Origin of the sequence: Psychrobacter sp. W2-37-MNA-CIBAN-0211 (assembly GCF_040309405.1) — a bacterium.
Lineage (GTDB): Bacteria > Pseudomonadota > Gammaproteobacteria > Pseudomonadales > Moraxellaceae > Psychrobacter > Psychrobacter glaciei.
On sequence record NZ_JBEOOU010000001.1, the window covers coordinates 488,047 to 501,286 of the forward strand.

Sequence of the window (13,240 nt, forward strand, 5' to 3'; positions counted from 1 at the left end):
CAAATTTCTATTCCAAAAAGTCAATAAGCGCTGCTAAACACCGTATCAAACTGATATGAGATTGCCCATATTATGGCACAGGTCGCCCATCTGTTAAGGCAATCCAACCTCGTATAATACGATAAAGATGCCAAATAAAGGTCAGTCCCATAATAATAAAACCAACACTGACCAATAAAAATGAACCGATGGCTATATTGCTGCTATCAGCAAGCATGCTGACACCAAAACCGCCTAAAGCAAACGTGATGATAAGAATGCCTATGATAAACCAGACGATACTGTACCAAAATGTCTTAATTTGCCAATCAAAATGCGTGGCGAGCCATGAGCCGTCCGCATCGTGGCGCTTAGCATAATTCATGATAATCGGCACAATCCACAATAGACCAGCCGTAAAATAACTGATCACATACAATAGATAGGTGATGTGATTATAAGTGGTCAAAGAACGGCGTTTACTGTCACTAATGTTGCCGCTTATATTATCGTTTATCATGTGTCTTGATCCTTAACAGGTCATATTATAATCAGACGTCTTAATTTTCACATTAGTCTGTTGACGCAGATGCTTATCCATTCAAGCTCAGAAAAACATTTTATAGAAATACTTTATAGAAAACGCCTATCACTAAAGCGTGCCACAAAACTTTAATTGTGTCGGATAGGATATTTTTCAATGAAGTTCAATTCAAAATATGAAGCAGTAACAGTGGGTGAAAGTAATGTTAATAAAACACGGTTTACGCTGTGACTTTTCTTATGCAGAAAATCCTAAGCGTATCATCGGTTCAATATAATTTGGATATAAAGAAGTCTGATTTACATAGAATTGACTACGATTTTAAGAAGTGACAGTCGCTTGCACCTCAATGGCTTTGGTGGTCACGTCCTGTTGCATCGAGAGTTGAGTAAATTGCCAACCTTGCTGTTTGAGTTTACCAAGTGCCGCACTCACAACCGCCTGACTGGCATTGGTAAAGCTCAGTTGAATTGCATCGCCAGCCGCGACTACTTGCGCATCTGTAATACCCGAAGTATTTAACAGCGCGCTGACAGTACTGGCAGGTGGCATAGCGGCTGCCCCATCTACAGTATTGACCGTATTACTATCAATATTACCCGCTTGCGCGCGCAGCCAAAAATAGTCAGCAACCTGCTCTTGATACTCACTTTTGCTATCGCTTGCAGCTTGATGAACCGTATAACCGCCGTAGCCACCCACAAATAACAGCAGAAAAGCAGACAATATGGCCAATGCTAATTGATCGCGTGGAGACAATGCCTGCCAGCGTGATGATAGGACATTTTGATAACTATTCACCCGCTCTGAAAAAGCGCTTGCTTTAGGTGCGGTGGTGCTACGTTTGGCACGGCGCTGTAATCGTTTCATTCTCTAACCTTTATTGCCAATAGTTTGCGATCAAGTGACTACTATAATGCTTATTGTCATCAAAAATATATCAGTCATGAGAAGTTGAAGTTCTCAGCGAGCTTAAGATGCTGCTACCTTATCTGCACCAATGCTTTCTGGCGTAGTACCTTCTTCATTTATACTCACAGTAATTTGCCCACTAAACTGCCCTTGCTCATTACTATTTACCCGTTCTAACTTGGCTGTTAATCCTTGGGTGAACAGGGTATTGGCAAATTTATCAAGGCTATCTCGGTCAGGCGCAATCAAGGTAAAACTGAGCGCGGACGGTTGCATAACCAGAGACTGTGCCTTTAAGGAGGATTGCTTAATCAGTGGTGATATGCGTGATAGCACGGCTATATGTGGGGATGCTTGACCATTGGTACTCAGTTTTGGCGCCATTTGCGTGGTTAAATTGGTTCGGGGGTTTAGACGTTCATCAGGAAACCAAGACTGATATTGATTAGTAATCGCTGTTTTTGTTGCCGCAGTCGCTTGATTATATTGATAAAACTGCACCCCATCTGTCGCTATTTGCAGCACTAGGGCTGACAACGCTACCATCATTGCTACACGTAGGTAAGGCGATAATTGCGAATCGGTTGATTTGATAAAGAAATTAAGCGCATGACGTTCAGGGCTATCAATCGGCTTTGGCGTACTGGTTAACATACTCAATAGCAGCTGATGATCTGCGATAAGCGCGGCTGTTTGTGCCGAAAAATCGGTGGTCGTTACTGGGTTTTGCAAATCGATACTAGGATCAGATCTTGTAGCATCAAGGTCTGAAAAATTTGTATTATCAAAAGCTTCAATGCTTGGCACCACCATCACTTCACTCAACTGCGGAAAGCGCTCAAAAATCAACGGTAAATAGCTGACCGCCATCCCTTGATATAATGATTGGCGTAGCAGCATTGTCTGGTCATCTTGATATAGAGTGATTTGCTGCCCCGCGCCTTCTTCTGGCACTGGTAATAATAAAAAGTCAGGCAGTAATGCCGCGATACTCATACCGACAAGTTTGGCACTTTGCTGCCATGCCTCAATATCACTCTGCGCGAGCGCATATAAATACTGGCTATCAGCAAGACTGGTTTGCCGTATTGCCAATTGCTCAACAGGGGTTAAGGACGTCTCTTCAAATAGATACTGCTTACCGGTATTACCCAATTGCTTTAGCTGAGCACCATTAAGCTCGGTATCCACTTGTAATACGTGGCTTGACGGAAAGTACAAACAGACTGTTTTATGGCTATTGGATTTATAGCTGCTATAAATATCATGCAACTGTTGCCAGCCAGCAACTGACTGCCATTGTTGTACGTCTTCATGCCAGACAGCTAGCGGACTGTGCTGCGCTCTTAACCAAACATGTAACACTAAGTGTGTCCTTAATTATCAAAGCCGTAAAATAACAAACTTATACGTTCTGTAAGCGCCCATGACCATGTTTATGTTTAAAACATCTCAATATTTTTAAACAAGGTCATGATGAATAATATCACTAGGGCGTGTCCTCATTTTAAAAATGGTCATAAAAATGAGATAAATTGCAGTCAAATGAGGAAAATATCGCAAATAATATCGAGATATTAATCAGCTATTTGACGATATTTGGCAAAATTTAGCCATTTTTAGCCCATTTAGATAAAATCGCTTGAATTGAGGACACGCCCTAATACCAAATAGTCGATTGAAAAGTGATATCAATACGGTTGCTCAGGTACAAAACGATCGACCTCAGTTGCCATTCCAGACATGATGAAATCCATCTCAAACACTCGTGCTTCTGCCAAAGAAAACGACTCCGGATAATCACCCGTTAGTAAGCCAGCGAGATTGGCGACGATAGACATATGACACACCACCACGAGACACTGCGCCTCAATCTTTGCTATATCGGTCAACGCACTATGGGCATCGTCAGAAGGTGTAATATTATCTTGTACTGTCGCTGGTATTGTAGGCACACGCGCTTGCAGCTCTGCTAACGTTTGCTGCGCCCTATCATAAGGACTCACGATAAAACGATCGGGCTTATAATTGGTCGTGATATATTCTGCAGTTTGCGCGGCTTGCTGCTGCCCAAAATTGGTCAGCTGACGAGCGCTATCTGGACGCGTTTCGTCTTCTGCTTGACCGTGACGCACTAGTATAATTTTCATAACTTTCCTTGTCTATAGCTTGCCTTTTTATCAGTTGCCTTTCTATAACCTGCTTTGCCACTGCCTGACCTTACACATTTTCAGCAATACACATTTCTAGCAATCATTTTACTTAGAGTCGCTGTCTTTACCGCTACTCTCGTTTTTAGAAGTACTATTGGCAGCTTTCATTTGCGCAGTAAGGGCAGCATTGCTATGGTCGTGAGCCATCACGAACTCGACGTCACTACGAAATCCCGCTTCCATCAAATGAAGCGCCACACCTAATGCGGCTTTATCTTCATAAATAACTGCATAAAGCGCATGGGTAATCGGCATATAAATACCGTCTTTGGTCGCTTTTTCGTGGACTTGCTGGATAGTATTAACGCCTTCAGCAGTCTGACCCAGCTTTTTGACGGCGGCATCAATACTCATGCCACGACCAAGCATATTACCGATGCGGTAGTTACGGCTTAATTCTGAGCTACAGGTTGCGTATAAGTCACCAACACCTGATAACCCTAAAAACGTCAGTGGATTGGCACCGGCTTCGACACCAAAACGACTCATCTCTGCCAGCGCGCGAGTTAATATCATGGCTTTGGTGTTCTCACCTACTTCGTAGGCAGCAGCCATACCCATCGCAATAGCATAGATGTTTTTGAGCGCCCCGCCCAGCTCAACACCGCGAATATCATCGCTGGCGAACACTCTAAAGAAGGCACTATGCAGTGCTGCTTGTACAGCATGACGTAGTGGTTCAGACTCACTCGCAATCACTGTAGCAGACGGCATATTTTTCATAATTTCTATAGCAAGATTGGGCCCTGACATAACGCCAAAATTCACTTCAGGCAACACCTCTTTGATAATATCACTCATCATGGCAAAAGTGTCTTTTTCCATGCCTTTCGTTAGCGACACAATAGACTGCCCACTGATAAAGGGAGCGATGTTTTTCAGCGTTTCACGAAAAGCCAAGCCTGGCACTGCAATAAAGATAATGTCGGTATCTTTGACTGCTGACGCTAGATCATGACTGTACTTCAGGCGGTCATCAAGCTTGTGACCGGGCAGGTATTTCTTGTTCATCTGCGTTTTTTGCATCGCCTTGACGGTACGCTTGTTACGAACCCACAGCGTGGTATCACAACCATTACGCGCGGCTAGGTTCGCCATCGCTGTACCAAAACTACCACCGCCCAAAAATGCCAAACGCAGCTTGGTAGGATTATTATGAATCTCTGCCATGTTTTTTGCCACCGCAGACTCTACCGCACTAGGATCTAGCTTCTTACGGCCAATACCAGATTTACTAGCTCGTCCAATGATACCCGACAACAGACTGTTTTGTTTGTCAGCTGTTTTATTACTCTCGTTGCTACTATTTTCATTGGTATCTTTGTTGGCATTGGTATTGCTGTCATTAGCGCTTGTCATATGCATTTATCCGTATTGACTGACTTATTATTAATAATATCTTTAGTGGACAGCTACTGAGACCAGTTATGTTTAATAAGTAACCAATCTTAGCTCGGTAGCACTCAAATATGTTTATGGCTCAAAGCGGACCAGCGGCTCGATATCAATAGCTTTGCGTGTGGGTTCGTCTTTAGGGCTGGTGCCAGTATAAACAAAAGCCGTGACATAATCATCTGCACTTACGCCAAAATATGCTTTTATAGCAGGTTCGTTACACAGTAAGCCTGTGCGCCATACTGTGCTAAAGCCTTGCGCTTTTAAAGCCAGAATAAGATTTTGAACCGCAGCGCCTGCACTTAACATTTGCTCAAAATGCGGTACTTTTTTGTGTTCTTGCATTTGAGTAACCACGGTAATCACAACTGGTGCACGCAGCGGCATCGTCTGCGTTTTTTGCACTGTTTTCTCAGAGAGCACCTCGCCCTCTTCTGTCGCCTTTGCTTTTGCTGCTTCGACAAGGGCACGCCCTAAATCATGACGAGCATCGCCCGCAGTCACGATAAAACGCCATGGACGCAGTTTTTTGTGGTCAGGCGCGGTCGCGGCACACCCAATCGCTTCTTCAATCTGAGCGCGCGTTGGTGCAGGAAGATCTAAGTTACCCACGCTACGTCTTGAATTGATCCAGTGAATCAGCTCGTCGCTAGTAAATGGCGTACTCTCAGTCATTAGTGCTTTAATCGATATTTTTTCATTTTTCTTTACTTGATTGTCTTTTGTAGAATTAGTTTCGTCAGACTTATTCATTATTCACCCTTATTTATTATTGATATTGACTGCTACTGTTTATGTCAGCAGATTATCCCGTTATAAATATGATTAGACAATCGTAAAACCGTAAACGAAACATCAAGCAGCCTTTACCCTCTCACTTTAAATAGTGATCATACCATCAAGCCGCATCTGCATTTTCGACACGGTGCTCCATTTTTAAATAATCTTCTGATTGCATCTCAAGCAAGCGCGAACGCGTCCGTTCAATCTCAAACGCCAGTTTTTCGCCTTGATACAGCTCAAGAATTGATTGCTCTGCTCGAATCAGTAATTTTACGCGGCGATCGTAAAACTCATCGACCAGATAAACAAAACGCCGTGTCGGATCACGCAGGTCATCATCCAATGATGGTACTGAATCGACTAAGACCGTACTAAACTGTTTCGCGAGTTCAATAAAATCAGCAGCCGAACGTGGCTCCATACATAAATGACGGAAGTCGCAAAATAAAACATCTTCAGTACGAGCATTAATCTTAATTTGACGACCATTAATAGTAATCGGCTCATTACTGATTTTTTGATTATTAGATAAACTGGCAAAACGGTTGGCCAACCAATGGTGGTTGGCTTTGGTCATGGGCGATTCATACAGCTCTGCTTGCTGCAACACGCGCAAACGATAATCGATACCGGAGTCAATATTCATCACGGCGGTATGGTGCTCAACTTCAGCGATCGCGGGCATAAAACGATCGCGGTGTAAACCGTCTTTATAGAGTCCTGCTGGCTCAATATTTGAGGTAGCGACCAATGTAATACCACGATTGAATAGCATGGTAAAGAGATCGCCCAAAATCATCGCATCAGAGACGTTAGAGACAAAGAATTCATCAAAGCAGATAATGACTGCTTCTTTATAAATGATGTCAGCCACTTTCTCTAGTGGGTTACTTTCGCCTTGTATGGCGTTTAGCTCACGATGAACGCGCTGCATAAAATGATGGAAATGAAGGCGCATCTTGCGATCAATCGTCAAAGAATCATAAAACATGTCCATCATCCATGTCTTACCACGTCCAACACCGCCCCACATATACAGACCTTTTGGGGCAGCCGGCTTAGATTTTAAAAAACTAAAAATGCCTTTTTTTTGTTCCACGCGACTGGTGAGCTGGTGATGTAGCTCATCAAGATAGCTCATGGCCTGATATTGCTGCTCATCTCGAGTAAACTCATCGGTACTGACGGCTTGCTCGTAACGTTGCAATGGAGATAAACTCATAATACGACTCATCATTTAAAAAGGTAAATATTAGGGCGTGTTTGATCCTTCGACCATGACACTAACTATTTTCAGGCAATTCGACATTAGAAACAGTAGGGCAATATTTCTAAGCGCCTATTTTCAACAAAGAAGCGGCATAAAAGAGTGCTGTTCCTACGGACTGATACTATCTCAGGTGGTGAAACTTATGAGGTGACTTGATCTTCAATGCTCATCAAAACTATGCTGTTGCAACAGCTTTTTTAACTCAGACAAGCGACCGTGAAAAAAATGTCCAGCACCGTCCACGACACTGACTGCTAGACCTAAGCGTTCTGCAAATTTCTGCATATTATCAGGGTCAATGACTGTATCAGCATTACCATAGATCTCAAAAGTTTTGTCAGCTGGCAAGCTTAAGTCACTGGTATTGTTTTTTTCTACTGAGGGAGCAATCAGCGCGATTTTAGAAACTTCAAAATCACTCAAGCCCCACACATGCGGTGCTTCTATGACTTGCTCAGCCGCACGCGCAATCACGTAACCACCAAAAGAAAAGCCGCCAAGCCATAACTTACGTGCATTGGTTTGTTCTGCAATCCATTGTAGCACGGTCATTGCATCCACCACCTCACCTTCCGCATAATCATGCTCGCCAGTCGACTGACCGACACCGCGAAAGTTAAAACGGACCACGTGCATACCATTATCACGCGCAAAACGGTACATTGTGGTGACCACTTTATTGTTCATCGTGCCATCAAACAGTGGGTTGGGATGACAAAGCAGCGCCACCGTGTCGGTATTCGGATCGTTAGGATTGTCTTGTTGCCATAGCGCGTCAACTTCGAGCACGCCAGCAGGAGCAGGAATTAATGGCATAAAATTACTTAATAATTGAAAATGAATACCTCAATTATCCTCGATATGATTTTTATTTCAAGTGATTTGCTGTGTACGCCTCAGGTTTGTGGCAGGTGCACATGGTTTTATCATAAATAATAGCTTGGAACACTTAGGGCGTGTCATCAATTAGCACATGGATACATTTAGTGGTCTTAAAATGGCTAAATTGCAGCATGTAATACAAGCGCAATACCGAACACAATAACTGCCTAGACACCCCAGACTGCAATAGGTTAGATTTAGTCTGTCTTTTAATAAACAAAATACTTGCCCTACTTGTCTTTAGTTTTTATGATTAATTTATAGAAAAGAGGAATAATTTATGAATACTGTTAATAAAACTGCCACCATCACTGCTACTTTGGCGACTGCGCTTGTTTTGAGTGCTTGCCAGAGCACGCCTTCCTCACCAGTCATTCAACGTGCCAATTCCATTTACGAGACTACTGGGATAGCGGATAGCAAAGTAAAAGCTCAGCAAAATGCGCTTGATAGCGCGAAGGATACTTGTCGCAGCAAACAAGTGATCATCGTTGATGACAAAGTTGCTTATAATGGTATTTTAGATGAGCGCACGGGTCGTATGGTCGGACAAGCGAGTGCGGTTATTGGTTCTATCTTTGGCACTGGCTCACCCAATTTGTCACGCGATGATGATTATGAGTATACGATCAACTTCCGATGCCAATAAAAGAACCATTATCAACTGACAAAGCTAAAGCATTCTACTAAATTTTTAAGCTGACTGAATAAGCTGATAAACACGTGAGTAGCCCTAGCTTTGCCTTGTACTCAATAAAAATAACGGTATTTGGTGTAAAATATAATAGGGTTTGGCCAGTAAGTCAGCGATGAAAATAATATATTGATCGCTGACTTACTGGCTTTACTTTTTGTAGCTACACTTTTAAGGTAAACTACCCTGTTTAATCTTCTACACCCCCTATTCAGTTTCTTAGTTTTCAGAATCCTTGTTTTTAGAATCTTTGTTTTCAAAACCCTTGGTCTACTATTATGCGCAAACCCAATCTTTCAAATACCAAACCAGCAAAAGTGTTAGCGCCTGCCAAAGATTTAGCGACGCTAGAAGCCGAACTGGCTGAGCAGGAAGATCATTTAGAAGATACGGTCTTGCGTTTGAGTGACTATTTATCAGCGGTTGAGATGGTCATCAAACAAACCTTTGACCACCGCGTATGGGTGAAGGCTGAAATTCGTAATCTGTCTAGCAAAGGCGGGCATTATTACTTTGAGTTGGCTGAAAAAGATGAGGAAGGCAAAGTAGTCGCCAGCTGCCGTGGCAATCTCTGGCGCTTTAAAGCTGCACGCGTATTGGCAAAGTTTGAGCGGGCAACCGGCATGCCTCTTGAGCGCGACTTGACCGTGTTACTCAAAGTATCCGCAGGTTTTCACGCACAATATGGCTTCTCTATTACGATTGAAGACATTGATCCTAGCTATACCTTAGGGGATTTGGCACGGCAATATGCGGAGATGGCCGATCGCTTGACTGGTGAAGGCTTATTGCAGCTTAATCAACAGTTACCTGTGCCCTTTGATATCGAGCATGTCCTAGTGATTGCTCCCGAAAAGGCCGCAGGTTTAGGTGATTTTCAAGCCGATGCGGATCGCTTAGCGAGTACAGGCGCTTGTCAATTTCACTACCATCACGCGACCTTTCAAGGCAATCATGCCCCAAGCGAGATTCGCCAAGCCATCGTCAGTGCCCAGCAACAATTCCAAGATACTTATCAGCGTCTGCCTGACTTATTAGTGATTATTCGTGGTGGCGGCGCGGTGGGAGATTTGGCTTACCTCAATGATTACGAGCTTGCCGCATTGGTCGCTGAACAGCCTGTCCCCGTCTGGGTTGGTATTGGTCACGAGCGCGATAAAGTGATTTTAGATGAAGTGGCGCACAGCAGCTTTGACACGCCATCCAAAGTGATCGCGGCGATTAGTAGCCATTTAGCGCAACTGGTCACGCAGACTTTGCATTATCAAACACAAATTAAACAAGCCGCTCAGCGTCAACTCAATATCGCGGAGCAACAAACGGCGCGACAATTGAGCCAAATGCAGTCGCGTACCATCGGTCAGCTAACCGCGCTGCAAAAAGACAGCGACTATGCGTGGCGTAGTATTCAGCAGAGTGCGCAGCGGCAAGTAAAGCAAACGGCGAGACTGACAACTGCGTTACACACACAGACGCAAACCCTTGCATATCAGCAATTAGCCAGCGCCCATAACTACAGTGGTATCTATCAAAAAACCATTATGCAGAGCGCTCAGCAGCAAGTGATACAAGCACAACGTGATAGCGCCCATCTTCGTGATATCGTACTTTTGCACCGACCGTCTCGCGTGCTCAAGCAAGGCTATGCGATGCTGACTGATGATAAAGACAAACAGATATTGACCAGCAGTACGCAACTCTCTCCTGAGCAAACTATTCATATCGTCTTAAAAGACGGCAAGGCTAAAGCTCAGATTGTTGATGTTAATACTGAGAAAAAAACGACAAAAACCTCAGACATCCCCAGTTAACCACCTAATAATATCTAACGATTACTCATCTACTTACTTCTACTTTAAAAATTAGGAAATACTTATGGTAACCCATACTCGCAAACGTAAAAAAGCCGCCCCGAAAACCTTTAAGGCGGCCTACGATATTCTAAAAACCAATGCGGCTGAATTGCAGCAACAAGATGAGCCTGATATCGATAATTTGATGACAACGGTGGAAGAGTCGATTGCCGCTTACCGTGTTTGTGAGACGCGTATCAATGCGGTACAGCAAGCGTTAGATGCAGCCTTTGCCGAAGAAGATAAAACAGAGCATAGCGACAGCTAAGCCATTTCTATTCGGGTTCATCAACTTCGAAGACTTGGCGCAAATAGGCAAGATACGTATCATTATTGATCATGGTTTTGCCTGGGCTATCAGACAGTTTAGCAACAGGTTGTCCATTACATTCAACCAATTTAAGTACGATATTAATCGGGGTGATGCCCATGTCATTGGTGAGATTGGTGCCAATGCCAAAGCTGGTTCTGATGCGCTCTTTGAAGTATTGATGCAACTCCCATGCCTTTTCAAGCGTCAAGCCATCACTAAAGGTTAGAATCTTTGTCTTAGGGTCTATCTTTAGCTTTTGATAATGAGCGATGGCTTTATCACCCCAAACATACGGATCGCCGCTGTCATGGCGCAGACCGTCGAAAAGCTTGGCAAAATACAGATCAAAATCACGCAGGAATGCGTCCATGCCAACGACATCGGTCAACGCAATACCCAAATCCCCACGATATTCATGCACCCAAGATTCGAGTGCTGCTTTTTGTGAGTCACGCAAGCGTACATCTAATGCCTGAAAAGCTTGCATAAACTCATGCGCCATCGTCCCTATTGGTGTCATCCCAAGCTGCTTTGCCAAATACACGTTAGAGGTGCCGCTAACAATTTTTGGCTCAGCTTTGTGCAGGGTTTCTACCACATGCGCTTGCCAGCTTTTGCTAAAGCGTCGACGTGTGCCAAAGTCTGCAACGATGAAAGGTGGCTTATCTGTACGTTGTTGCTTTGCATACTGATGCAACAGCGCAACCTTGTCATCCAAGCGCCTTTGCCCCTCTTCTATCACGCTAGGGTTGGATAAGGCATTGAAATAAAGCTCGTTGACAATGGCCAGCACGAATACTTCAAAGAACATCGCCTGAATCATTGGCCCTTCGATATCGATCAACAAGCGCCCTTTGCTGTCTGTACTGACGGTAATAAAACGGCGCTTAAGTTTAAACAACTCTAAATAATCCACAAAATCAGAACGGATAAAACGTAATCCACGCAGATAATCCAATTCATCTTCTAAGAAGCGCAATTCACACAGCATATCTAATTGCTGCTCTAACGACTCTTTAATATCGGCTAGTGGATAAACCGCTTCACTATTATTGCGGCAGCGAAATCGATAGACACCGTGGGTCTGCGGGAACTGGTGTAACATGGCTTGTAGCATGGTAAATTTGTACAAATCGTTATCAAGTAACGAGGTAATAATAGGTGCAGAAGTGACCGTCATGTTACAACCTTAAACGCAAAAGTAAAAAATCTATATTGCCCAATAGCTAAGCGATACTGACTAAAAGATATCTTGGGGCTTCTAATAATAAATGCTCATGAGCCTTTAAAAGACCGTTCAGTATAACGATATTTGTTGTTTTTTGCAGGCGTGACTACCCCTAGCAGCAAAAATCATACGATAATCAAAAACGTCTATAAAAACTGCTGCTTAGCTTGGTATAAAAATAAGTATAACAAAGACGTTCAGAGCAACCTCAACGTGAATAAATCCATTATTAGGCTTTAGCACGCATAAATTGAGCGACATAGTCATCGGCAGGATTGTCTCTTAATTCACTAGGCGTGCCCGTTTGCACCAAGCGACCACCATTTAAAATACTAATACGCTGACCCACTTTGACCGCTTCATCGATATCATGAGTAATAAAGACAATGGTCTTATTGAGACGGTCTTGTAGCTCAAGCAGCTGATCCTGTAGTTGGGCGCGGATAAGTGGATCAAGTGCAGAGAACGCTTCATCCATCAGCAAAATCGGATTGTCAGTCGCTAAGGCTCGCGCCAGCCCTACGCGCTGCTGCATACCACCTGACAGCTCATCAGGGTAGCTGTGCTCTAGATTGGGTAGCCCTACCTCGTTAAGCCAATGACGCGCGACTTCATGACGTGCTTCCACGCTCATCTTGCGGACACGTAAGCCATAAGCCACATTTTGTATGACTGTCATATGCGGCATCAAGCCAAAATGCTGGAACACCATGCTGACGGTATTCTGACGATATTGCTGTAACGCCTTATCATCCAATTCCAGAATATTAATAGAGTCGCTTGAGTTGGTATTGTTTATCCCGTCTGTATTAGCGGTTACTGGTGCAGCAGCAGTCGATGCCTTTTCTTTTGCTATGCCTTGTGCTTTTGATGACAGGGTTTTAGAGTTAATAGTGGTGTCGACCCATATCTTGCCGCTGGTCGGATCAATTAAACGGTTAAGATGACGTATCAAGGTCGATTTACCTGAGCCTGAGAGTCCCATGATGCAATGCAGCTCCCCCGCTTTAATCGCCAAATTAACATCATAAAGCCCGACTGAATAGCCAGTCTGCTTTTTGACAGCGATACTATCCATACCATCTGCTAGTAGTTTCAACGCTGATTGTGCTTGCGACTCATTAGCATTATAAATTTTGCTGATATTCTCTAACTGGATATGATTCATAGCTAT

Annotated in this window: 13 protein-coding genes; 3 read left to right on the forward strand and 10 right to left on the reverse strand. The window is 43.7% G+C overall.

Annotated features, from left to right (window positions below; all coding sequences use genetic code 11):
• Window positions 1–70: 70 nt before the first annotated feature.
• From AAEY72_RS02055 to AAEY72_RS02090, 8 genes are all read right to left on the reverse strand, one after another.
• On the reverse strand, window positions 71–499 hold the full coding sequence (locus AAEY72_RS02055) for a DUF4870 family protein (RefSeq protein WP_352309261.1): 429 nt from the start codon (window positions 497–499) through the stop codon (window positions 71–73).
• Between the two features lie 345 nt (window positions 500–844).
• Window positions 845–1,393 (reverse strand): type II secretion system protein M, encoded by a 549-nt coding sequence (locus AAEY72_RS02060; RefSeq protein ID WP_240215704.1) that lies wholly within the window; start codon window positions 1,391–1,393, stop codon window positions 845–847.
• A gap of 102 nt (window positions 1,394–1,495) precedes the next feature.
• On the reverse strand, window positions 1,496–2,800 hold the full coding sequence (gene gspL, locus AAEY72_RS02065) for a type II secretion system protein GspL (RefSeq protein ID WP_352309262.1): 1,305 nt from the start codon (window positions 2,798–2,800) through the stop codon (window positions 1,496–1,498).
• A gap of 326 nt (window positions 2,801–3,126) precedes the next feature.
• Entirely contained in the window at window positions 3,127–3,585 is a 459-nt protein-coding gene (sixA, locus tag AAEY72_RS02070; RefSeq protein ID WP_352309263.1) for a phosphohistidine phosphatase SixA, read from the reverse strand.
• Between the two features lie 108 nt (window positions 3,586–3,693).
• On the reverse strand, window positions 3,694–5,007 hold the full coding sequence (locus AAEY72_RS02075) for an NAD(P)H-dependent glycerol-3-phosphate dehydrogenase (protein WP_352309264.1): 1,314 nt from the start codon (window positions 5,005–5,007) through the stop codon (window positions 3,694–3,696).
• 114 nt (window positions 5,008–5,121) lie between these two features.
• Window positions 5,122–5,796, reverse strand: coding sequence for a nitroreductase family protein (locus tag AAEY72_RS02080; RefSeq protein WP_352309265.1), 675 nt, complete (start codon window positions 5,794–5,796; stop codon window positions 5,122–5,124).
• Window positions 5,797–5,941: 145 nt separating this feature from the next.
• Window positions 5,942–7,048 carry a cell division protein ZapE gene (zapE, locus tag AAEY72_RS02085; RefSeq protein ID WP_352309266.1) on the reverse strand — a complete coding sequence of 369 codons (1,107 nt, stop codon included), beginning with the start codon at window positions 7,046–7,048 and terminating at the stop codon, window positions 5,942–5,944.
• A gap of 207 nt (window positions 7,049–7,255) precedes the next feature.
• The gene (locus AAEY72_RS02090) at window positions 7,256–7,912 is read right to left on the reverse strand and encodes an alpha/beta hydrolase (RefSeq protein WP_352309267.1); all 657 of its coding nucleotides are present in this window, start codon (window positions 7,910–7,912) and stop codon (window positions 7,256–7,258) included.
• 346 nt (window positions 7,913–8,258) lie between these two features.
• On the opposite strand from AAEY72_RS02090, the gene AAEY72_RS02095 reads away from it, so the two are divergent.
• The 3 genes from AAEY72_RS02095 (at window position 8,259) to xseB (ending at window position 10,793) form a co-directional block, all read left to right on the forward strand.
• On the forward strand, window positions 8,259–8,627 hold the full coding sequence (locus AAEY72_RS02095) for a hypothetical protein (RefSeq protein ID WP_194618661.1): 369 nt from the start codon (window positions 8,259–8,261) through the stop codon (window positions 8,625–8,627).
• A gap of 323 nt (window positions 8,628–8,950) precedes the next feature.
• Window positions 8,951–10,483 (forward strand): exodeoxyribonuclease VII large subunit, encoded by a 1,533-nt coding sequence (gene xseA, locus AAEY72_RS02100; RefSeq protein ID WP_352309268.1) that lies wholly within the window; start codon window positions 8,951–8,953, stop codon window positions 10,481–10,483.
• A gap of 64 nt (window positions 10,484–10,547) precedes the next feature.
• On the forward strand, window positions 10,548–10,793 hold the full coding sequence (xseB, locus tag AAEY72_RS02105; protein WP_352309269.1) for an exodeoxyribonuclease VII small subunit: 246 nt from the start codon (window positions 10,548–10,550) through the stop codon (window positions 10,791–10,793).
• Between the two features lie 7 nt (window positions 10,794–10,800).
• On the opposite strand, the gene pncB is transcribed toward xseB, so the two are convergent.
• Entirely contained in the window at window positions 10,801–12,018 is a 1,218-nt protein-coding gene (gene pncB, locus AAEY72_RS02110) for a nicotinate phosphoribosyltransferase (protein WP_352309270.1), read from the reverse strand.
• A 277-nt stretch (window positions 12,019–12,295) separates the two neighbouring features.
• Window positions 12,296–13,234, reverse strand: coding sequence for an ATP-binding cassette domain-containing protein (locus AAEY72_RS02115; protein WP_352309271.1), 939 nt, complete (start codon window positions 13,232–13,234; stop codon window positions 12,296–12,298).
• Window positions 13,235–13,240 lie beyond the last annotated feature (6 nt).